Annotated in this window: 17 protein-coding genes, 1 tRNA gene, 1 pseudogene and 1 riboswitch; of the genes and pseudogenes, 16 read left to right on the top strand and 3 right to left on the bottom strand. The window is 41.0% G+C overall.

Annotation, left to right across the window (positions count from 1 at the left end):
- The first annotated feature begins 21 nt into the window (after positions 1-21).
- The 4 genes from F8N35_RS07750 (at position 22) to pckA (ending at position 10,721) form a co-directional block, all read left to right on the top strand.
- On the top strand, positions 22-2,106 hold the full coding sequence (locus tag F8N35_RS07750; RefSeq protein ID WP_293050962.1) for a type IA DNA topoisomerase: 2,085 nt from the start codon (positions 22-24) through the stop codon (positions 2,104-2,106).
- A gap of 151 nt (positions 2,107-2,257) precedes the next feature.
- A complete protein-coding gene (locus F8N35_RS07745; protein ID WP_293050960.1) occupies positions 2,258-2,698 on the top strand; it encodes a DUF1896 domain-containing protein in 441 nt (146 codons plus the stop codon).
- Positions 2,688-8,201: a helicase-related protein gene (locus tag F8N35_RS07740; RefSeq protein WP_293050958.1), complete on the top strand. Its 5,514-nt coding sequence runs from the start codon at positions 2,688-2,690 to the stop codon at positions 8,199-8,201. Before F8N35_RS07745 ends, F8N35_RS07740 begins: the two co-directional genes overlap by 11 nt.
- Before the next feature lie 80 nt (positions 8,202-8,281).
- Positions 8,282-8,497: riboswitch (cobalamin riboswitch) on the top strand.
- Between the two features lie 610 nt (positions 8,498-9,107).
- Positions 9,108-10,721: a phosphoenolpyruvate carboxykinase (ATP) gene (gene pckA, locus F8N35_RS07735; RefSeq protein ID WP_293050956.1), complete on the top strand. Its 1,614-nt coding sequence runs from the start codon at positions 9,108-9,110 to the stop codon at positions 10,719-10,721.
- 198 nt (positions 10,722-10,919) lie between these two features.
- Here the strand turns inward: pckA and F8N35_RS07730 are convergent.
- A pseudogene (locus tag F8N35_RS07730) lies at positions 10,920-11,069 on the bottom strand (epoxyqueuosine reductase QueH); the annotation flags it as partial.
- 113 nt (positions 11,070-11,182) lie between these two features.
- Here F8N35_RS07730 and F8N35_RS07725 point away from each other — a divergent pair.
- The 7 genes from F8N35_RS07725 to F8N35_RS07695 all read left to right on the top strand — a co-directional run bounded on the left by F8N35_RS07725 (position 11,183) and on the right by F8N35_RS07695 (position 21,241).
- Positions 11,183-11,617 carry a T9SS type A sorting domain-containing protein gene (locus F8N35_RS07725; RefSeq protein WP_293050955.1) on the top strand — a complete coding sequence of 145 codons (435 nt, stop codon included), beginning with the start codon at positions 11,183-11,185 and terminating at the stop codon, positions 11,615-11,617.
- Positions 11,618-11,700: 83 nt separating this feature from the next.
- Positions 11,701-17,814, top strand: coding sequence for an RHS repeat-associated core domain-containing protein (locus tag F8N35_RS07720; protein ID WP_293050953.1), 6,114 nt, complete (start codon positions 11,701-11,703; stop codon positions 17,812-17,814).
- 10 nt (positions 17,815-17,824) lie between these two features.
- Complete coding sequence (locus tag F8N35_RS07715; protein ID WP_293050951.1) at positions 17,825-18,331, top strand: hypothetical protein; 507 nt, start codon at positions 17,825-17,827, stop codon at positions 18,329-18,331.
- 271 nt (positions 18,332-18,602) lie between these two features.
- Positions 18,603-19,412 (top strand): hypothetical protein, encoded by an 810-nt coding sequence (locus F8N35_RS07710; protein WP_293050949.1) that lies wholly within the window; start codon positions 18,603-18,605, stop codon positions 19,410-19,412.
- Complete coding sequence (locus F8N35_RS07705) at positions 19,409-19,825, top strand: DUF3997 domain-containing protein (protein ID WP_293050947.1); 417 nt, start codon at positions 19,409-19,411, stop codon at positions 19,823-19,825. The genes F8N35_RS07710 and F8N35_RS07705 overlap by 4 nt, the downstream gene beginning before the upstream one ends.
- Positions 19,826-19,960: 135 nt before the next feature.
- A complete protein-coding gene (locus tag F8N35_RS07700; RefSeq protein ID WP_293050945.1) occupies positions 19,961-20,665 on the top strand; it encodes a hypothetical protein in 705 nt (234 codons plus the stop codon).
- Positions 20,666-20,674: 9 nt separating this feature from the next.
- Entirely contained in the window at positions 20,675-21,241 is a 567-nt protein-coding gene (locus tag F8N35_RS07695) for a hypothetical protein (RefSeq protein ID WP_293050943.1), read from the top strand.
- A gap of 247 nt (positions 21,242-21,488) precedes the next feature.
- On the opposite strand, the gene F8N35_RS07690 is transcribed toward F8N35_RS07695, so the two are convergent.
- Both F8N35_RS07690 and F8N35_RS07685 read right to left on the bottom strand, forming a co-directional pair.
- Positions 21,489-22,028: an epoxyqueuosine reductase QueH gene (locus F8N35_RS07690; RefSeq protein WP_293050942.1), complete on the bottom strand. Its 540-nt coding sequence runs from the start codon at positions 22,026-22,028 to the stop codon at positions 21,489-21,491.
- A 195-nt stretch (positions 22,029-22,223) separates the two neighbouring features.
- Complete coding sequence (locus F8N35_RS07685) at positions 22,224-23,003, bottom strand: S24 family peptidase (protein WP_293050940.1); 780 nt, start codon at positions 23,001-23,003, stop codon at positions 22,224-22,226.
- A 56-nt stretch (positions 23,004-23,059) separates the two neighbouring features.
- Here F8N35_RS07685 and F8N35_RS07680 point away from each other — a divergent pair, with 56 nt between their 5' ends.
- From F8N35_RS07680 to F8N35_RS07660, 5 genes are all read left to right on the top strand, one after another.
- Positions 23,060-23,269, top strand: coding sequence for a hypothetical protein (locus F8N35_RS07680; protein ID WP_293050938.1), 210 nt, complete (start codon positions 23,060-23,062; stop codon positions 23,267-23,269).
- Positions 23,266-23,424, top strand: coding sequence for a hypothetical protein (locus tag F8N35_RS07675; protein ID WP_293050936.1), 159 nt, complete (start codon positions 23,266-23,268; stop codon positions 23,422-23,424). The genes F8N35_RS07680 and F8N35_RS07675 overlap by 4 nt, the downstream gene beginning before the upstream one ends.
- A 158-nt stretch (positions 23,425-23,582) precedes the next feature.
- Positions 23,583-23,867 carry a hypothetical protein gene (locus F8N35_RS07670; RefSeq protein WP_293050933.1) on the top strand — a complete coding sequence of 95 codons (285 nt, stop codon included), beginning with the start codon at positions 23,583-23,585 and terminating at the stop codon, positions 23,865-23,867.
- 80 nt (positions 23,868-23,947) lie between these two features.
- Positions 23,948-24,031 (top strand) — tRNA-OTHER (locus F8N35_RS07665).
- A gap of 19 nt (positions 24,032-24,050) precedes the next feature.
- A complete protein-coding gene (locus F8N35_RS07660; RefSeq protein ID WP_293050930.1) occupies positions 24,051-24,278 on the top strand; it encodes a hypothetical protein in 228 nt (75 codons plus the stop codon).
- Positions 24,279-24,282 lie beyond the last annotated feature (4 nt).

The raw sequence follows: 24,282 nt of genomic DNA, 5'->3' as shown, positions 1-24,282 counted from the left end.
AATCCATAACAATAAATTAGTATGCAAACAATTATAGCAGAAAAACCGAGTGTTGCCCGCGAGATTGCCCAAATCGTGGGAGCGACCAAGAGAGAAATCGGGTATTTGACCGGCAATGGTTATGCTGTTACATGGGCATTCGGACATTTGGTCGCCCCGGCTTTGCCGGATGGGTATGGAATTAAAGGCTTTCACAGGGATAACTTGCCGATTATCCCCCCTGTCTTTACGCTAGTGCCTCGTCAGGTAAAAACAGAAAAGGGATATAGTCCCGATAAAGATGTGATGGCACAGATTAAAATTATCGCCCGGCTCTTTAGCGAAAGCGAAAGAATCATAGTGGCTACCGATGCCGGACGCGAAGGTGAATTAATCTTCCGATACCTCTATGAATACATCGGTTGTGCTACACCTTTCGACCGGCTATGGATCAATTCGCTTACCGATAAAGCAATCCGCGAAGGCTTCGGAAATTTGAAAAGTGGCAATCAATACGACCGATTGTACTATGCGGCCAAAGCCCGTAGCGAAGCAGATTGGCTGGTAGGTATCAATGCAACACAGGCCATTACTCTTGCTGCCGGACGGGGAACTTATTCCCTGGGACGGGTGCAGACACCTACCTTGGCAATGGTATGTTCCCGCTATTGGGAGAACAAACAGTTTCTTCCGGAAGCGTTCTGGCAAATGCACATTTCAACGGTTGATGAAGCGAATGAAGAGCCGTTGACGTTTACCTCTGTTGAAAAATGGCAAGACAAACAAACGGCAGAAAAGAATTTTGATCCAGTCAAAAAATGTCAATCGATTACAATTTCGAAAATAGAACATAAAGAAACCGTACAAGGAACGCCACTTTTATACGATCTTACGACGCTTCAAAAAGAGGCAAATACTAAACATGGATTTTCAGCAGAAAAGACACTGAATATAGCTCAGAAATTATATGAAGCAAAACTGATAACCTATCCCAGAACAGGAAGTCGTTATATTCCCGAAGATGTTTTTGCAGAATTGCCTACGCTGTTGCTCACGCTAAAAGGGAGTTCTAAATGGGCCGTTTATATTGACAATATGGGGGAATTGACAAGGCGCAGTGTGGATAACACCAAGATTACCGATCACCATGCTTTGTTGATAACTGGAATAAAACCTCAAAACCTCTCCTCCGATGAAGCCACGATCTATCACATGATTATCGGTCGGATACTCGAAGCCTTTTCAGAGAAATGTATAAAAGATGTGACTACAGTTTCGGCTGAGTGTGGGGACATTGCCTTTGTGCTGAAAGGAGCTATTGTAAAGCAACTGGGATGGAGGTCAATCTACGGAGAAGAAAAAAAAGAGATCACATTACCCGAATGGTCGGAAGGAGAGATACTACCACTTACAGCCAGTTCCCTGACAGAAGGGCAAACCAAACCTAAACCGTTGCATACTGAAGCCACTTTGCTTGCAGCCATGGAAACAGCAGGCAAGGAAATTGAAGATGACGAATTACGACACTCTTTATCGGATTGTGGAATCGGTACGCCTGCAACACGGGCATCTATCATCGAAACGCTGTTTCAACGCGAATATATGACACGGCAGAAAAAAGCCCTTGTTCCTACAGAAAAAGGGTTGGCCCTTTATTCTGTAGTGAAGGATATGTATATTGCCAATGTTGAGATGACTGGAGAATGGGAGCTCGCCTTAGCCAATATAGAAAACGGGAAATTGCAGGCAGATACCTTTCGTGAGTTTATTGATAAATATACAGCTCAGATTACGTCGGAACTGTTGACCTGTGATAAATTCTTTACCCATAAAGAGATGCAATGTCCTTGTCCTAAATGCAAAACCGGTTCGATGCAATTTTTTAGTAAGGTGGTACGTTGTGACAATCCTTCCTGCGGATTTCCCGTGTTTCGGCAGATAGCAGGGAAAATACTGGCGGATCAGGATATTCAGGATTTATTGACCAAGGGAAAAACCGGCATTATAAAAGGCTTTAATAGCAAACAGGGCAAGGCCTTTAGTGCGACCATTACTTTTGATGCAAATCTGAGTACCCAATTCGTTTTCCCTGAATCAAAATCCCACAACAGAGAGAAACGGAGATAAAATTAATGTTTATCTTTGCCACTAAGTTCACTGTCAAAATGGTTCTTGCTCTTTTGTTGTGGATTTTAGTGGTGGCACTTCGGGAGGGATACCCGGAGTGCTTTTCTTATTTATCCTCCTTTCCCAATCATCCACTAAAATCCATTGTACAATGAATCAAAGAAATAATTCCACAGAATTGTCCTATTACGGATTGTATCTGCTCTCTTTCCTCAACGAAAATCATCCCGAACGATTACCTGATACGGATTTTATAGAAACACGTTCCGCATTGGCAGACGATGTGTATGAACAATCCAGGAGGGAGGGGCATGCCGTTGAACAAGCACAGGAGCTGGCAATGACCGCATTATTAAAGGACCTTCATTTTTCAAAATTCAATACGCTGATAGAAGTTCTTTGGAATGAATTTGCAGAGGATGTGCCACCGGAGAATGCAGCAGAGGTTGCCTTTAAAATACAACCCTCGATGAATGGTGTCTTTTCCAAATATTCCCTCTCAGACGATTTTGCATACACCAACGAATACAATGCCCTATACTCGGAGCTGACGGGTGCTGTTTTGCTTTATATCGAAGAACATGGCATTTAACCGTAAAGCGAAGCTACGGGATAACATTGAAGCAATACGGACACTATTTGAACTAGATAGAGCAGGACGCAAGGCAACACCGGAAGAGCTGGAAATCTTGACCCGTTACTGTGGCTTCGGAGGATTAAAATGTATCCTCAATCCGGCAACCACTCTTGCCGATAGCGTGCATTGGACGAAATCCGATCTTGAATTATTCCCGATGACGATGGAACTGCACCGGATAGTCCGTGACTATGCGTCCAATGTATCAGAGTATAAGCAGCATATGGATAGTCTGAAGGGTTCTGTCCTGACTGCATTTTATACTCCGGAAGAAATTGTTTCTGCTCTTGCAGATACGCTGTGTCAACACGGTATTACACCCCAACGGATGCTTGACCCTTCAGCCGGACAGGGAGTTTTTATTACCGGATTGGAGAAACAGGTTTCCCGCACGGAAGTGATGGCATTTGAAAAAGACCTGCTTACCGGTAAATTACTTTCTCATCTATATCCCGAACATAGAATCCGAGTTGAGGGATTTGAGAAAATTGAGCATCCGTTCAATAATTATTTTGATGTGGTTGCCTCCAATATTCCTTTCGGAGATATAGCGGTGTTTGATCCGGTGTTCAGTGGTAGTAAAGACAATGCCCGACGACAGTCAACAAGAGCTATCCACAATTATTTTTTTATGAAAGGATTGGATGTGGTTCGTCAGGGAGGTATTGTCGCCTTTATCACTTCGCAGGGGGTAATGAATGTTCCGCAATATGAACCACAACGAAGATGGTTAATGGAGAATGCCGACTTGGTGTCTGCACTCCGCTTGCCGAATAATCTTTTTACGGAAGTCGCTAATACGGAGGTTGGCAGTGATCTGATTATACTACAAAAGCATACCGGTAAAGGGCAACTCTCGGACGTAGAACACTCTTTTTTGAAAGGATATGTAACCGACTTTGGAACGACCGATAATCAATATTACCAAACAGGAGAGCATATCATCCACACAAAAAACTATTTGGGAACCGACCCTTACGGTAAACCGGCTATGATTTACACTCACGAGGGAGGAGTCCAAGGTATAGCCGCTGATTTGCGAAAGATGCTTTCAGAAGATTTTTCACAACGATTGGATGAAAAGCTATATCAAGAGCATGCCAATCAATCAGTGGAAAGAGATAACTCCCACAATGTAAATGCCAATAAACCTATTAATCGATCACACATCGCAGTTCCACAGGACATATCCACAAGTGAAGTGATTGATAAAAAGCAGGAGACAATAGAGATAAAACCAGCACAGCCGTTGTTGACTCTCTATGACCTGTTTGGCTTCTCTCAGGCAGAACGGCAACAGACGCGAACGGTAAAAAGAAAGAAACCGGTGCATATACCTCAAAAATCAACACCGGCACAACCCAATTTATTCAGTCAAAATAAGATCCAGACTCGGATTGATCAAGAGCACGTGGTATCCAAAGAATCAGCAGATAAATCCTCTTCGGATGAGATGTTTGCCGGAATTAACTGGATGGATAATCCTCCCATAAACGGTTACTATGAGATGATGATGGGCATGTCGGAAGAGAGAAAAGAGGCTTTGCAACAAGAAGTAAAAGCGATCAATCAGCGGGATGTTGTTCTGCGTCAGAAAGAAGAGGCGATGCTTCCCCGAAATTTCGCTCAAGCAATAGCCGCTCATCACCGGGATGGATCATTGGTTTTGGAAAGTAATTCACAAGTGGGGTATTTGAAAGATGTAACCCGTTACGGAGCTACATTCCATCCTTTGGATTTACCAACTATTCAGGCTGCAAAGGCGATGCTTTACATCTCCGTTCGTGATAGCTACCAACGGCTATATGCTTATGAAGCAGAAAAACAGGAAGAAAATAAAGAGCAAAGAAGTGCATTAAATGCCGACTATGATGAGTTTGTGCAACGTTTTGGGTCTCTCAATGCCAAAGCGAATGCCAAGCTCATTCTTATGGATGCTTCCGGACGGGATATGCTTTCCTTGGAACGAGTTGAAAATGGACAATTTGTTAAGGCCGACATATTTCAACATCCGGTTGCCTTTTCTAAGGTTGAGTTTACGCATGTCGATACTCCCGAAGAGGCACTATCAGCCTCCTTAAACAAATATGGATCGGTCAATCTGGAATACATGGAGGCACTCTGCGATTACGATCGGGAAGCCTTGCTTGATAAATTAGACGAACGGATTTATTTCAATCCATTAATTGGCAATTATGAGATCCGGGATCGGTTCATTGCCGGTAATGTTGTTGAAAAAGCAGAACAACTTCAAATATGGATGGAAACACATCCGTATGGAGAACGGGAAAAAGCCTCTTTGAATGCACTTCGGGAAGCAATACCTCGTCCGATTACCTTTGATGAGCTGGATTTTAATTTTGGAGAGCGTTGGATTCCAACTGGAATATACACCGCTTATGCCCGGTCGTTGTTTGATACGGAAATCGATATCTCGTATTCGGAAAGCATGGATGAATACTCCATACGGTGCAAGAACAAAAATGCTAAAATCTGGGATCAATATGCGGTTAAGGGCTATTATCGTACGTATGACGGTATTAATCTGTTGAAGAATGCATTACTGAATACAGTTCCGGATATTACCAAAAGCATAGGGAAAGATGAGAATGGGAATGATATAAAGGTTAGAGATAGTGAGGCGATCCAGTTGGCAAACAGTAAGATTGATGATATACGTAATAGTTTTGTAGATTGGCTACAAGAGCAGTCGCCTGAGTTTCAATCCCGGTTGACCGAACTGTACAACCGGAAGTTTAATTGCTTTGTTCGCCCCGAGTACGATGGCTCTTATCAGACCTTTCCGGATATTGACCTGAAAGCTCTTGAAAGAAGGTTCAACATAAACGACATTTACAAGAGCCAGAAAGATTGTGTTTGGATGCTCAAACAAAACGGAGGGGGAATCTGTGATCACGAAGTAGGAACAGGAAAGACATTGATCATGTGTATTGCCGCTCATGAAATGCATCGTTTGGGTCTGGCACATAAACCGATGATTATAGGACTGAAGGCCAATGTGGGAGAAATTGCAGAGTGTTATCGGACCGCCTATCCGAATGCAAGGATACTTTATGCAACGGAAAAAGATTTTTCTGTTCAAAACAGGGTGAAATTCTTCAATAGCATCAAAAACAATGACTGGGATTGTGTGATCATGTCGCACGACCAGTTTGGTAAGATTCCACAGTCTCCTGAATTACAACAACGCATTCTACAGGCAGAATTGGATACCGTGGAGGAGAATTTAGAGGTGTTAAGACATGAAGGCAAAGAGGTTTCTCGGGCGATGCTCAAGGGATTACAAAAGAGGAAAATTAATTTGGAAGTGAGATTAAAGACAATTACTCATGCAATTGATTCACATACGGATGATGTAGTGGATTTTAGACAAATGGGAATTGATCATTTGTTTGTAGATGAGAGTCATCAATTTAAAAACCTAATGTTCAACACCCGGCATGATCGTGTGGCCGGGTTAGGAAATCAGGAAGGAAGTCTGAAAGCATTGAATATGCTGTATGCCATCCGAACCATACAGGAGCGAACCGGTAAAGACTTGGGAGCAACCTTTCTTTCCGGCACCACTATTTCTAATTCCCTGACGGAACTGTATTTGTTATTTAAATATCTTCGTCCGAAAGAATTGGAACGACAAAATATCCACTGTTTTGATGCCTGGGCGGCAATCTTTGCAAAGAAAACCACAGATTTTGAATTCTCAGTCACCAATCAGGTGATCCAGAAGGAACGATTCCGCTACTTTATCAAGGTGCCTGAATTGGCCGCATTCTACAATGAGATTACAGACTATCGTACAGCAGAAGATGTTGGTGTAGATCGCCCCGACAAAAATGAGATTCTACATAATATTCCTCCAACTCCCCAACAGGAAGAATTTATCCAAAAGTTAATGGCATTTGCACAGACCGGAGATGCTACCATTTTGGGACGAGAAAAACTTTCGGAATCGGAAGAGAAAGCAAAGATGTTGATCGCTACAGATTATGCCCGTAAAATGGCATTGGACTTGAGGATGATAGACCAAAATAAATATAGTGACCACCCGGATAATAAGGCGAGTCGCTGTGCAAAAACAGTTGCTGAGTATTATCATAAATATGAAGCACAAAAGGGTACACAATTTGTATTTTCCGATTTAGGAACCTATCAACCGGGAACATGGAGTGTTTATTCAGAGATTAAGCGGAAACTTGTGGAAGATTATGATATTCCATCTTCAGAGATACGGTTTATTCAGGAATGTAAAACGGAAAAAGCCCGCAAATCGGTCATCGATGCCATGAATGAAGGAAAAGTACGCGTATTGTTTGGCTCAACATCTATGCTTGGAACGGGTGTCAACGCGCAAAAACGGGCAATTGCTGTACATCATCTTGATACACCCTGGCGCCCCTCGGACTTACAACAACGGGATGGCCGGGCGGTTAGGAAAGGGAATGAGATAGCCAAGTTGTTTGCTGATAATAAGGTGGACATTATCATTTATGCGGTGGAGAAATCATTGGATAGCTACAAGTTCAATCTTTTGCATTGCAAACAGACTTTCATAACTCAATTAAAAAATGGAGCATTAGGTGCGCGCACTATTGATGAAGGAGCAATGGATGAAAAAAGCGGGATGAATTTCTCCGAATATATGGCAATTCTTTCCGGTAATACTGATTTATTAGAGAAGGCCCGCTTGGAGAAGAAGGTAGCGACCTTGGAAAGTGAACGTAAATCATTTCACAAAGCCAAAAGTAGTTCTGTCTGGAAATTGAAGGAACACACTGATACCCTGAATCGTAACAAGGAATGTATCATCCGTTTGACTTCTGATTATGAAAAATTTCAATCTCGTCTTCAAACAGATCAGGATGGATATCCTCTCAATCCATTACGATTAGATGGATTGCAAGCTACAGACGTGAAAAGCGTCGGAAGCAAGTTGCAGGATATTGCACGTAATACATCTACCAAAGGAGACTATCTTTCCATAGGTGAGCTTTATGGATTCCCCATTTTAGTCAGAACCGAAGATATAGAACGGGATGGACAAGAAATGAAGCAAAATCGATTTTTTGTCGGAGGAGAATATAAATACACCTATAACAATGGACAAATAGCAATGGCAGATCATAAGGCAGCAGCGCTGAACTTTCTGAATGCATTGGAACGTATCCCGAAACTTATTGACCAGTATAAGTCTCAGAATAAAATATTGGAGCGAGATATTCCTACGTTATACGAAATAGTTCATAGCTCGTGGAAAAAGGAAGATGAGTTGAAAATACTGAAAGGAGACTTATCGACAATGGAACGTAAGATTCAATTGACGTTACTCCATAAAATACAAAATGATAATAAGATAGAACCATTATTAACTTCAGAGATCCTTATCGCGAATAAAGAACGTAGCAGAGAAAAGCAAATTCATTCATTCATGAACAAGTAATTATAATTGTATTGTTAATCCTCAAGGTAGAGTTTAAATCATTTTCTCCAAAAATATTTGCATATTTCATTCCTTTACGTACCTTTGTTGTCGCATTCGGTGATTGTTTTTCTATTCGGGAAAACAATTGAAGAGGGAATCCGGTGAGTTTAGCTTGGCTGAATAATCCCGGAGCTGTACCCGCAGCTGTAAATCCTATTAAAGTATCCGAAATACCATTGCCACTGTTTATTAAAACGGGAAGGCTTCGGAAACTGGGATGAGCCAGAAAACCTGCCAATGCTTGTTTACTGTTGAAACTTCGGGATAAAGGTTTCATAAGCATATCAAATTCATACATATAATTTTTTATTGTCTTAAGTGTACAAATAACAATGTGTATGCTTTGTTTGCGCATGTCGCATTGCAAAGTTGAATGCTTCTTTATATTCCGATAAATTGTTATTTATTTGTTTCTAAATATTGGAGATAATTAATGAACGGTGTGCGTCCTTTATTAGTTGCATACAAAATGGCCTTCACACATATGTCTTAACTCAACTTGGCACTGATATCACTTGGATGGTAACTACCGGAAGTTATCGAAAAGTGATAGAAGTGCCTTGCTAAGATAGCTCGTTAATATTAAAAAAGTATATTCTGTAGAGAATCAAAATATAAGGAGTATCGAATGTTTTTTAGTTATTGATAAACTGAATTTATATCTAATGGTAAGTAAGGATGCCCTTTGAAAGGGCGATACTCCGTGTTTGTGATAAGTCGTTAATGCCCTCGTGAGGGGTCATTGCGACTTTCCAGACACATTACATATGAAAATTTAGGAATGTTCTAAAGAATGCCTTTTTATAAAGACATGTTTCTGGTATAGAACTCATCTATATAATTAACTATTTAAAAGTAAACACAATGGCAAGCTTAGATTTGGGCAAGTATGGTATTACAGGAGTTACTGAGACTGTTCACAATCCATCGTATGAATTGCTTTTTAAAGAAGAAACAAAGGCGGGGTTACAGGGATTTGAAGAAGGTCGGATAACAGAGTTGGGTGCGGTAAATGTGATGACAGGTGAATACACAGGCCGTTCGCCAAAAGATAAATTTTTTGTATTAGACGAAACAACAAAAGATACCATATGGTGGACTTCGGACGAATACAAAAATGATAATAAACCTCTTTCTCCCGAAAGCTGGAACGTGTTAAAGACTTTAGCCACAAAAGAATTGTCCAATAAGAAACTTTTTGTTGTCGATGCTTTTTGCGGAGCTAATCCATCATCGAGATTAAAGATTCGCTTTATTATGGAGGTAGCATGGCAGGCTCATTTTGTTACCAATATGTTTATCCGACCCTCAAAAGAAGAACTGGCATCTTTTGGAGAACCTGATTTTGTAGTTATCAATGCATCGAAGGCAAAGGTGGAAAATTATAAAGAATTAGGACTTAATTCTGAAACTGCAGTTGTATTCAATCTGACTGAAAAGGTACAGGTAATTTTGAATACATGGTATGGCGGTGAAATGAAAAAGGGGATGTTTTCTTATATGAATTATCTTTTGCCACTACAAGGTATGGCTTCCATGCACTGTTCGGCCAATACAGATAAAGACGGTAAAAATACAGCAATCTTTTTTGGCCTGTCAGGAACCGGAAAAACAACACTCTCCACCGACCCGAAGCGTTTACTGATTGGTGATGATGAGCATGGTTGGGATAATGATGGAGTTTTCAATTTCGAAGGCGGATGTTATGCTAAGGTAATTAACCTGAGTAAAGAAGCAGAACCCGATATTTATGCGGCTATTCAACGCGATGCCCTGTTGGAGAACGTTACGGTAGACAACGAGGGCAAAATTAATTTTGCAGATAAATCGGTAACAGAGAATACACGCGTTTCATATCCTATCTATCATATTGACAATATTGTAAAGCCCGTATCTAAAGGGCCTGCAGCTCAAAAAGTGATCTTTCTTTCGGCTGATGCCTTCGGAGTATTACCTCCGGTTTCAATCTTAACTCCGGAACAGACTCAATATTATTTCCTCTCGGGATTTACGGCTAAATTAGCAGGAACTGAACGAGGTATTACCGAACCTACTCCTACTTTTTCTGCCTGCTTCGGAGCTGCATTTCTATCACTGCATCCCACAAAATATGGAGAAGAACTTGTTAAAAAAATGCAGGCTTCAGGAGCAAAAGCTTATTTGGTAAATACGGGATGGAATGGGTCTGGTAAGAGAATCTCTATCAAAGACACCCGGGGTATTATTGATGCAATTCTTGACGGATCGATAGATAAAGCTTCCACAAAAACTATTCCATTTTTTAATTTTGTTGTTCCAACAGCATTGCCAGGGGTAGATACCAATATCCTTGACCCGAGAAACACATATACTACAGTTGGGGCTTGGGATAGTAAAGCTCAAGATCTGGCTGGTCGGTTCATTAAAAATTTTGCCAAGTTTATCGGTAATGAAAAAGGGAAGGCTCTCGTAAATGCCGGACCAAAATATGATGAATAACTTCTAATTAGTTTCGTACATTAGGTATCAGTGTAATCTGAATATGTTGATGTCTGTCTAACAAATACTTGAAATGTGTGAAGGTAAAGTAATTGTTGAGACTAAAGATTGACTGAAACCTCGTGTTTGTGATAAGCCGACCATACCCACGTGAGTGGTTATGGCGGCTTTCCAAACACTTTTTTTATCCCGTATAATTTATTTTCGGATGCTGAATTCGCATCCACAATATTGTTGATTGTAAAAATTATTTTCCTGCAATAATATTTTCCGACGTTCTGTTAAGCCGCCTTTTTTCCAGTCTTTATCACAAGATTCCTCATTTTTGTAGTTTGAAGCATAATATTTGTCAGGTTATTCAAATAGTAGCATTCATTAGTACTCTTCCATCCCATTTTTATGTCAAATACACAAAGTTGATAGTGTGTCAAAAAAACTAACTAACTAAAACAAAACTTACTATGCAAAAATTCATTCTATTATTATGGTTTATGGCCGGCGCTTTTTCGTCGATATACGGACAGACACCCACTATAGGTTACACATACGACTCCAATGGCAATCGTACTTCACGGTATATAGTTTCTGTAAGATCCGGTGCTTCGTCATTTAAGCGAGATATGCAACAACCCGTAGCACAGATTGCCGACGGACAACAAACCATCTCCATTTATCCCAACCCCACCAAGGGAATTTTCGCTATCGGGATTACAGGTCTCGATTCTCAGGCGGAGAATTACTATGTGCTTTACAACATGCAAGGAAAACAACTGCGATATGGAAGCATTACCTCCGACCGTACCTCGATAGATATTACCTGGGATGCCGTCGGTATGTATCTGCTCGATGTATCGCTAGGTGGGAATGTGAGTAAATGGAAAATTGTAAAACAATAATGATTTGGAAATTTGAAGATGTAAAAATACAGCTTCTTTGTTTATCATTATTCCAATCTACTAACAATTAAACGACAAACTATATGAAACAAATATTACTTTTCCTTTTATTAGCCATTTGTATGAGTGGTGTTTCAGCACAACAAACCATCACGCTCAATAGTCAGACCAGTGGTGTGTACAAAGCCCGCGATCAGGTTCGTCTGTTACCTGGTTTCCAAAGCAGTGCCACCTCTATCGGCAGTTTTAACGCTGCGATCGACCCTCGTATTTTGATAAATGCAGCCTATCAGTCGGGCGATGCTATTCCCACCGTCAACCGGTCTCTGAATACTTCTTACGTGGTAGGCACAACTGCTGGTAGTGCGGATGTTAGTCCTACCGGAGCAGCAACCTATACGATTCCCATTCATGTGCCGGTTGCGGCAGGTGGCTTGCAACCCAACCTGACAGTTGCATATAATAGTAGTCAAGGGGGTAATAGCATGTTGGGATATGGTTGGAGCCTCGGTGGAACATCTTTGATAAGCCGTACCGGTAGCACCATTTACCATGATGGAAGAACGGAAGGTATTCAGCTTTCGACTAATGATAACCTGATGTTGGATGGGCAACGGCTCATGCTCACCGGGGGGACTAATCTCGTGGAAAATGCTGTGTACCATACAGAGATAGAGAATTACAGCACTATCACGATGAAAACTATAAACGGTAAACTTGGCTTCGAAGTAAAAACTAAAGATGGTGACATCCTTCAATACGGAGCATCAGACGATTCGTATATCGAAGCGCAGGGAACCTCTACGCCGCTTTGTTGGTTACTGTACCGGGTAACCGATGTCAACGGTAATTATGCTACTTATAGTTATGAGGAAGATAATGCTAAAGGTGAATTCCGTATCAAACGGATAGATTACGGTGGTAATACCACGGCGGGTCTGACATCATACAGCAGTGTTGAATTTTTCTACGAAACGCGTAATGATATCCAAACAGGATATGTAGCTGGAACCAAAAGTTCACAATCCGTCATTCTTTCTCGAATTAAGGTATCGACCAGCAATCTAACCGACCGAGAATACCGGTTTAATTATACTTACGATGGTCTCTATTCGAAATTGTCCGAGGTGGAAGAATATGGTAGTGATGGAAGTCGGTATAATTCAACTGCAATTATACCTGATAAGCTGGCAATTGAAACGCCAAATCAATGTGCTGAACAAAGTTGGATGAGACCAAATTATATTTATGATTACGAAGATTTTAATAATGATGGAAAAACAGACTTTATCTATTACCCGAATAAATCTGCTTATCCGAATAGGGATATAGCAATTGTTCGTTTCTATGTTGATGATGCCCATGAAACTGTTGAAACTACTTGCTATTTGCCAAGTGGTTTTGATAAAATTTTGATAGGCGATTTTAATGGAGATGGCTATAAGGATGTACTTTGCATATCAAAAGCAAGTGCATCTGTATACAATTATGATATCTTTTATTTTAAAGAAGATAACTGGTTGTATGACTATAAAGAAGGAAAGGTCATAACGAGTCATTTTACTTCAGATTCAGAGAATGCTTTTTGTGCTGATTTTAATGGAGATGGAAAATATGAAATTTTGATCTTGAATAATTCTCCATTAGCAAGTAATCTATATAAAGTGAATAATGATCTCTCAGTTTCTATATGTGGAGCGGGAGGAATAGACTCTTTTTCAAGTACAGCTAATTTTAAAGTTGTAGATTTTGATGGAGACGGTAAATCCGACTTAATGAAGATTGATGTTGCAAAAAAAATCATTCAGTTCAATCCCAATGCTAGTATCTTTGCAGCTGAATTTTCTCCAACATATGCTATATATCATTTATCCTCTGCTGCAGCTGGAACAACTCCTGTATTTCAACCTGTAGCTCAGGGAAATTTTCATAATAAGAACATCGGTGTTTATACCAATCTTGATGACCTCAATCAGTCAAGTTTCGACTTTAGTAATTATATATGTACCGGCGATTTTAATGGAGATGGCAAAACCGATATCATTGCATTAAACGGACAGAATTCGTACAATGACTCTCTATTCGTCTCAAATGGAAAAACATTTGAGAAAGCATTGGCTTTGCCAGATCTGTATAAATATAATTCTCAGTTGTTTGTTGGTGATTTTAATGGAGATGGCAAATCAGATCTTGCTACTTTGGTGGGACCAATAGGTAGTAATGGGTATTATACAGATTTACAGCAAGCAGACAACAGAACCTTCTATGTTCATTATTTGATTAGTGACGGGCAAGGTAAATTTACTCCAGATATTGTACCGGGTGATGCCAATACGTATTTCAATCATACTCTATATTATGACAATTTGGGAGTTGGTGATTTCAAAGAACGAGGAAGGTCGAGCCTCGCATTTATTTGCTATCCAAAACCATATACGAATGAAAAACAGAGATGTATACTAGGTTTATTTACTCATAAATCCAATGACTGTTATTTGCGCGTAGGTAAAATTATTGATGGATATAATAATACAACTACTTTTTCATATAAAACTTTAAGCAGACCAAATTTTGGCACTTCAGACAAACAGTATACCTATCCGTTACAGACTCTGCGTATGGGATATTTTGCGGTTGACAGTCTGACGACAACAGCTGGGAATAATATATCAACAACTACATATCAATACAAGAACCTGAAAATACACATGCAGGGAAAAGGGCTTTTGGGGTTTGATGAGATTACGGCAATTAATACGAACCAGAACAGAAAAATAGTACAACAATTTGGTTTCGACCCTACGTATTTCAATACATACCTCACTCAGCAAACAGTAACCACTGCCGACGGAAAGCCGATATCAACAACAGCCTATACAAACGGCGTATATTCACTGGGGGGGATACGAATATACCCTTACCTCTCTGCTCAAACTACGACCGATAACCTGACCGGGCTCTCGACCACTAAAAGTTTTGTGTATGAATCGGGCAACGATGGCAATCCTACTTCAGTAACCGAAACAAAGGGCAGTCTTACGACCACCTCCTCCTTCTTGTATGGCGCTTACAACAGCAGTTACAAAAACCGCGCTACGCAGTCGACAGTTACCAATAGCGGATTGTATGGTACTTACAGTTCAACCACGACCTATGCATACGACGGACTGGGACGATTGACCGGTAAAACGGACTTTTATGGCAACCCCAAAGCGGTGAATTATGGGTACGGTTACGACAATTTCGGCAATGTCAATTCCACCCGGATTTCGGCCAACGGACTACTCTCGGCTACTGCATCCACAGTGTTTGAATCGACTGGCCGTTTCCCTTTTACACAGACCGATGCTGCCTCGCTGACAACTACATACGGTTATAATCCGTTGGGTCGGTTAGTGTCGAAACAACTGCCTGATAATGAAACTACCGGCTACCTGTACGACGGGTTTGGAGCGGTAACAGCAGTAACTCCACCAACGGGTAAGACCATAACAACTGCCATTAACTGGGATGGTAGCGGCACGGGGCTTTACTATACCCAGACTACACAGGAAGGATCTCCTACTACCACCGTGTGGTACGATGCCCTGGCCCGCGAAGTACAGCGTCAGACCACCGGCTTTAACGGGGTTACTATTATCTCCACCAAAAGTTACAACGCTAAGGGGCAATTGGAATACGCCTCCCTGCCTTATTATTCGGGAGAAAGCCCAAGAAAAACGAGTTACGGGTACGACGACTACGGACGGTTAAATGCCGAAACTTTTCAAAGCCGTATTACTTCTTATGCTTACAATGGTTTAACCACTACCGTTACCCGCCCCGATGGCAACACGGAAACCACCTTGCTCAACAGTAGCGGACTCACCGATTCGAAGACCGAACCGGAGGGCAGTACCGTGTCGTATACCTACACCAGCCTGGGTAAACCCAGAACCATCACAGCTAACGGGTTCACCACCACGCTGGGGTATGACAACCGCAGCTACCAAAACTCGCTTACCGACCCCAATATGACCGCCAACATGGGTTACGATTATAATGCCTACGGGCAGTTGGCTTCGCAAACCACGCCGAAGGGTGAAACTACCACCATGACCTACGATGCCGCGGGGCGGTTGTTGACAAAAAATACCCCCGAAGCGGCCTATTCCTATAGCTACAAACCCGCCACGGGTTATGGAGCCGGGCAGTTGGCTGCCATACTGCAAGGGGGAGCTACCGTTCGGCAATATAACTACTCGCAATACGGGCAACCGGCGGCAGTAACCGAAACCATCGATGGCTCCGGCTACACAACCTCCAACAGTTATGATGGCTACAGCCGCCTATCCGAAGTCTCCTCGCCATCGGGTTTAACCGTGAAATACGAGTATGACGCTTACGGCATTCTGCAACGGATGCGCGATAAAGCGACCAACAACGTCCTGTGGCAGGCCAATGCAGTGAATGCCCTTGGTAAAGTTACCGAGAGCCAGCTCGCCAATGGATTGATACGGAAAAATGATTATGACACCTACAACCTGCCGCAGAATATCCGATTGCTTAACGGGGGAACCTCCATAGACGAGGTGCAGTATACCTTCGATGGCATTAAAGGCACGCTCACCCGCCGCAACGATATAAGTAACGGGCGTGACGAGGGTTTTGTTTATGATAATCTGTTGCGTCTTACAGATGTAACATGTGGCGGGGTTACGCAGTCCGTTAGGTATTATACCGACGGGCGTATAAATACCAAAAGTGATGTAGGAACTTACCAATATGATACTGGCAAGCAACAAGTGCTGAAGGTAACAAATTGCGTGGAACCGACCTTTTCGCAGGAGCAAGGTACAAATACTTATACCTCGTCCAACCGTATTAGTGAATTGAAGCAGAATGTCGGGGGTGTCAACTATCGTCTGAATTTCACTTACAATCCCGATGACCAGCGCAACAAAATGACATCATGCGCCAATGATGCCTTAACTGCGACCCAGTACTATTACGGTAACTACGAGAAGGAAATAGCAGGAGGCGTAACCAAAGAATTTGACTATATTTACACGCCCGACGGGATGGCTGCCATAGCGATAACTTCCGGAGGCACGCGTTCTTTCTATACGGTAGGCACCGACCACTTGGGCAGTCTCCGCACAATAACAGACGCAAGTGGTAATATCGTGTCACGCTATTTTTACGATGCGTGGGGCAACCAGACACTAACCACCGGAACCGACATTACCAACCGGGGTTACACCGGGCAGGAGCATCTGGATAAATTCGGAGTCATCAACCTCAATGCACGACTTTATGATCCCAAACTAGCACAATTCCTGGGGCTCGATCCGTTTGTGCAAGACCCGGACATGGGGCAAAACTTCAACCGGTACAGCTACTGCATGAACAACCCGTTACTCTACAGCGACCCTTCGGGAAATACGTGGCAAATTTTTAGATGGTTAAAGAAAACATTTTGGGATACGCCCGTGGGTTGGATAAATGGTACGGATAAAGGTCATCCCGGCGTGTACACGGGCGGTGCAAGCCAAGCGTTGCAAAAATGGGGAGTACCCAGTTTTGGGGTCGGATATAACTCTTCTCAGGGAGGGTTCTATTACGTAGGCAATAACCCGCGTGTGTATCCGGGACAGGAAGCCGCATTGCAGAGACAGTATGCCGGAGTAGCTGCACAAACACAACAGATGATAACAGGGGAAAGGGAGCAACAAGCGGTAAGTGAGGTATGGTATTACAACATTCCTTTTGTCGGTGACTTCATGCGTGCTGGAAGGGATCATGCTCAAGGTAATTATCTGAGTATGGTCAATAACATGTGTTTGGGGGCACTTTGGGTATTTACTGATGGAGTAGGTGGCGAGGTTAACTCTATTGCCCGAGGAACTGAAGCTGCTAAAACAGGGACTAACCTTGTTTATGAAGGGCTTGACGCAGCCGGTACAGTCCGGTATGTTGGCATTACAGAAAGGGAAGCAGCTGTGAGATTTGCGGAACATTTAAATTCTGGCACAGCAAGGTCATTATTAGATTATCGTGTAGTTGAAGGTGCTACAAATCTAAATAGGACAGAAGCCCGAGTCTGGGAACAGACATTAATCAACCAATATGGATTAGGAAAAGATGGAGGATTGTTATTGAACAAGATTAATTCAATAGCACCTAAGAACTGGTCAATGTTTGGTATTTACCCTTAATTATAAAATAATGGCAAGAGCAAACACAAAAATAGGAGACGTATTTTCGGTTAAACTGGATGACAACAGTAAAAAGTATTTTCAATTAATCGCATTTGATTTAACACAACTAAACAGTGATGTAATCAGGGCTTTTAAAACAGTATACCCAATTAATGCAACGCCTGATTTAGTAGAAGTTGTAAATGGAGCAGTTGAGTTCTATGCTCATTGTATTACTAAGTTGGGTTTAAAAATGAATTTTTGGGAAAACGTTGGAAATATCACTGAAATTGGAACTATTAAAGATATTTTGTTCAGAGATACAAGCAACTATGGTTCGAAAGCTGGAGAAAAGCCAATCAAAGTATCTAACAATTGGTATGTATGGCATATCAATGACAAGGATTTTACCCGAGTTGGAAAATTAGAAGGAGAAAACCAAAAATCATATATCGGTATAGTAATAAATCCATTGGGAATTATAGAACTTCTAAAAGGCAATAAATATCCAATTAATTATCCCGGATATGAATAATACAAAAGCCTCCTTGATGGCGCGGATATGTGGCTGGTGCGCTTTTGCAAAGCGTGCCTATGCCATACCGTAGAGCGGTTCCCGATATGGGGCAAAAATGGTAATGTGTCAGAATTGTTGTTGCATAAATACAATACTGAAAATCAACAATAATTGGCTAGTTGAAGAAAATAACAGCAGGTAGTGTTGCCTGCTGTTGTTTGTAGTTTTTTGACTTAGACTGGACTTTGATCTTTTGGGAAATTAGCTGGCGCTAATCTTCGATTCGTGGGTGGGGGATGCGCTAAAATGGTTAAAGAAAACATTTTGGGATACGCCCTGGAGCTGGCTCAACGGCACGGATAAAGGTCATCCCGGCGTGTACACGGGCGGTGCAAGCCAAACGTTGCAAAAATGGGGAGTACCCGGTTTTGGTGTCGGATATAACTCTTCTCAGGGAGGGTTCTATTACGTGGGCAATAACCCGCGTGTGTATCCGGGACAGGAAGCTGCATTGCAAAGGCAATATGCCGGAGTAGCTGCACAGACACAAGCAATGATAGCAAGGGAAAGAGAGCAAAGAGGTACAGACATAGCTTGGCAAAGCTGGTTGCAGGTAACGAATGTAGCTAATGTGGAAACAAGTTCCGGGATAGAGGACGGTATGAGTTTTGACGATCAATTCAGGTCGTATATGAACAAATTTGACAGAGCTGTAAATATGACTTGCGCGTGGATTATTGGAGATAACGAGAGTTTGTCTTATAATAATGATGATATTGCAAATTCATTTAGAAATGCTGCTGGTATCGTTAAAGCCCGTGAAGAGTATTATAGAAACGGAAAAACTGAAGATTCACCCGGTTTTGGATTAAAAGGATTATTTCAAGCCGGATTAGACCCTATAGAACAGTTTGTTGGTTCTTATCATTATAAAATAGATGTTGTAGGAAATAATCTGCAATATACGATAACAAATCAAACTACATTTGGTTCTGCTGCATATCATTTATGGCCTTATAAATGGAATTGGATAAATGGACCGATGGGAACAATGATACAAACGTATATTTTTACCGAACCTTTAAGAACCCAAAAATGAGAAATACAGTATTATTTTGCAGTTTGATTTGTATAATATACAGTTGTGATTTTGCGATAAAAAAGCATGTTGTTGATCATTATTATTTAATAGCAGCAGATGTTGTAGATGATTTGGAATTAAACTATAGGGAAGAAGAGGTGAATAATTCTGGTACTATTATTGATGCTATGGTTTTTGCAATTGGATATAATGACAAATACATGATAGTGAAACAACACCCAAGAACATTTCCAAATCCACCAGACACAGCCAAGACTAATTATTACATTTTACCGTTAAGGAAAGGAATGAATTGGAGGACTAGAAATGGGCTAATGGGGCCTCTGACCTTACAACAATTTAATGATAAATGTAAAGAATTAAATATTGTAAATATTCCTTTTAGGTCTGAATTCGATTTTTCAAAATAAATTGTGTTGTATTATTTGTAATTGCAGGTAAAGAAAACATTTTGAGATACCCCCTGGAGCTGGCTTAACGGTACGGATAAAGGTCATCCCGGCGTGTACACGGGCGGTGCAAGCCAAACGTTGCAAAAATGGGGAGTGCCCAGTTTTGGCACCGGAGATAACTCTTCCCAGGGAGGGTTCTATTACGTAGGCAATAACCCGCGTGTGTATCCGGGACAGGAAGCCGCATTGCAGAGACAGTATGCCGGAGTAGCTGCACAAACCCAGGCAATGATAGCGCAGTATGGCAGCATAAGTGCGTCTCAGTCTAATGGATGGGAAAAATTTAGGGATGACAATATTGTCAGCCGTATAGCGTACAACGTTCTTGACGGTTTTTATGTCTGGGGCACCAATCTCTCAAGTGGAGGCAGTCGGCATCTTTCGGGAGTATCGGCTAACGATAACGAACTCCGGGATGCAGGAGTAAATTCAATACTGATGGTCGCTCCTTTTATGGGAGGAATGACGCGAGGGATGATGGCTACAGAAACAAGTACTGAAAGTGGACTAAATTTATTTAAGTGGGGAGTAGAACAAACAGGAGAATCTACTGGTTGGAAAGCGGGAGATTATATGCTGCATCTTCCAGATAAAGGAACTCCTAAATTGAACTGGAACGCTAACTATAGTGCTCTTCGCTATGAAATGAATTTAGGGAATCCAATTTTTGATTCGTATAGGTTACCAAATGGGGATCTAATTCCTACAGGCGGCTTTTTAAATGCTGAGAGATTTACTTTACAAACCCGAGGCTGGGTATATAATCCCAATATGGGAGCTTGGATGCCGCCATTTTAATATAGAATTATGGAATTTAATAAAATTGTAATAGATAGGTTTAAGCAGATTTTTCATAAAAACGATCTACGTATCATTGAGCAGTTTAGTAATTATGTAAAAATAGAGTCAGACGATATCGTACTTATCGTTAGCCATGATAAAAGGGAAAACTCTAATTCTTTTTATATTGGTAAAAAAAATAGCTCTTTATATCCAATTGATGAGAATATTCTCAGGACTGTTTTTAACTCTGCTTTAAAAATTGACCATGTAACGCCGAATGTCTTTGTAAATAATCTTGCACTTTTTCTTGATGGTGAGGGATATCCATTAATAATTGGAGACATAAGTATTTTAGATGCAGTAGAAAAATATATCCTAAACAAAAGCAATAAATACACAGCAGAATTGAGAAACAATCAAAATTTAGATGCTGCAAACAAGGCTTGGAAAGAGGGCGATTATGAGAGTTTTATAAAACATATAGACACAACAGATAGGCAGAAATTACCATCTTCTTATGAGTTGAAATATAAAATGGCTCAACAAAAATTGAAATATAGAAATAAAGGTCTTGGTAGACAAGGATGGTAATGTATCAGAATTGTTGTTGCATTAATAAAATGCTGAAAATCAACAATAATTGACTAGTTGAAGAAAGTAACAGCAGGTGGTTTGCCTGCTGTTGTTTGTAGTTTCGTCCACTGCCCGATACCGGCAAGAACATGGCGGCGCGTTACTGGCACGATGCATGGAGCAAAACTTCAATCGGACAGTTGCTGCCTGAACAACCCGTTACTCTACAGCCATCCTTCGGGGAATACGTGGCTATCAATACATTCTATTTTCGGATGCTGAATTCGCATCCGCAATATTGTTGATTGTAAAAATTATTTTCCTGCAATAATATTTTCCGACGTTCTGTTAAGCCGGCTTTTTTCCAGTCTTTATCCCAAAAATCTACATTTTTGTAGTGTGAGGCAGCCCATATTCCAGCTTCTGTAATTTGCGACAGGCTCTTCCAGCGTGAACCGGCAAGGGTTGTTGTAAATACTGAAAAGTGCATTTCAGAAGCAACAATAGCTGTTGCTTTCATCCGAATCTTGAAACATTGCAGGCATCGTGTGCCTCTTTCCGGTTCTTCTTCCAATCCGACAATTTGTTGTAACCATCGTTCATGGTCATAATCTCCGTCAACAAAATCAATATTGTGCAATTGAGCATAAGCAATGCATTCCTTTTTGCGCTTTAAATACTCTTCTGTCGGATAAATATTGGGATTAAAGAAAAATAGTGTTGGTATATATTCATTGTTTAGTAGCCATTCAATGATTGGGGCTGAACAGGGAGCACAGCAGGTATGAAGTAAGACCTTCTGCATAATTTTTACAGTATATTTTTGCATGAGTGCAAAGATAGCCTTTCTTAATCGGCAGTTCAATAATCGCAAAAATCTGACTCCGTTTTGTTATCAATCGGCAGTTCAATAATCGCAAAAATGTTATCTTTTAGGGGTACAAAATAGGCGCTTTTGTTATCATTTTAACAAAGCGCCTTTGTCTTTTCTGAAAGCAAATCACAACAACTTGCCGAAAATAGTATCTACCTTATCTTCTAAGCGTTTTAAGCGGTTGTAATACGTCTCATTTATGTTGGGCATTAATGCCGACACGTGTAGGTCTGCGTGCCAAATGCTAACAACTTCATCGGCTCGCATGGTGAAGTTCGGATAGTTTATCTTATCAAGGTTATCGGACATACACACAATGAATCCTTGCTCAAACCTATTCTTAACACGTTTCAAAAAGCCGCGACTTTCATTATCTATGATGGCATATACGTGCTCATCTCTCATGTCCATCCACTCACTCTTATCCAACATTCTTACAATCAATCTATCAGAATCAAATATTGTAGGCGACATAGATTGTCCTTTACTTCTTATTCCTGCATATACAGCCCCTCTCTTCAACATTGTCTGAGGTATAGCCAAATATTCTTCTACATTAGGTTGAGCTCCATTAATGCACCCGGATAGCCCAGCAGCAAAGGAAGCGTCAAAGACAGGTATCCGTATGATAGAATCCGTATCATAAACTAACGCCTCATTGTTGCTTTTAATTACATATTCATTCCGCTTATTCTTTTCGCCACTAATAATCCATAATGGGTCTACATCTTTGAATGTGGCGAAAAATTTTGTAAGTGTTTCCTCTGTTATTCCGGTTGGACTCTCCAATGTGCCCCTAGAAATACCCGTTTTTGCATAAAATTCTCGCTTGCTAATACCTAATGTATCAACATATTGCAAAATTCTTTGTTTGATTGGCGAAAATTTTTGTACTTCCTGTTGCATGTGGCGAAATCATTTGTATATTTGTAGCGTTATCACCGACAAAGATATATCAAAAAATGAACAATGTAACACCTTACTCAGAAAAACTCCGAAAAGGAGACTACACCAAGATCACCGAGATGCTTGGCGGGAAGTATGCGCGCGCCACTGTGGAGGCGCAACTGAAAGGCACCCGAACGCTGAAAGATGACGTAAAAGAGGCTGCCGATCTATACATAGAGACTATGAACGTTTTACTTAAACCAAAATCAACTACAAACAAATGAAAACGTACGACAAACACTTCTCCATTACAGCGGCTGTTATGGGAACAGCGGTGATAATTACGGCTGTTGTATCAGGTGCATGGTTTCATATTGGCACCGGGAGTGCTCTCTATTTATTAAGTCGTGCCTACTGGCGCGAATCAAAACGGGTTTAATACAAACAATTGCCTGCTGCAAAACTTATAGAGATAATACGGCGACTGCGTAAAAGCAATAGTCTAAAGGGACGGAATAAGAAACAGTAAGAAGATGATCGACATATATGTAAATGAACAGCAGGCAATTTTAATCACCATTTAAATACTACTCACACATGGAACCAAACACAATCAATTGGGATATTTCTGACGAAGAAATACCACTAATAGTAAAGATTGCATTAAGAGCAAAAGAAGAGCTTAAATGCAATGATGTAGTTAATACACAAATGAACATCACGGCAACGCATTTGAATGGTTGCACTCTTGACCTTATTAAGCTTCTAGAATTCGACGAGTCAAATTTTGCTCACGACATATTTGGGATTGAAAAACATATAAATAAGGTAACCGGACAATTAACGAAAGGTTTTTTGCCGCGGTCAACAAAACACATCTAAAGAGAGAGAAAGCCGGGCGTCTTTTGAGAATTGAATGTGAATAGTTAGCACGATTGTGAGTTTTAACCGCCCGGCAAATTGCCTTATTAGCTCATGGGGAGAGCGCCTTAATGCTGGCAGGTATTGTCCGGAGGAGGTAATCGGTTCGAGTCCGATATAAGGCACAAATTAATATTAAACGGTATGATACATTGTACTAAATGCGGTAAAGAAATTATTGGTGGATACTACAATTACCCGTCTGGAATCCTTTGTTCTGAATGTGGTAGCAAGAAAAACAAAGCTATAACAAGAGCTGATATACTTGTCGATAATGGAAATGAGATATTAGCCTTTATCAAGAAGGTAGCCACTTACAATCTTCCAATTTCAAAAGATGCAAAAAACATCCTGAAGAAATTTGATATTTGAACTG

This window comes from Paludibacter sp. (assembly GCF_009712605.1).
Lineage (GTDB): Bacteria > Bacteroidota > Bacteroidia > Bacteroidales > Paludibacteraceae > Microbacter.
This window is presented reverse-complemented; position numbering and strand designations above follow the sequence as displayed.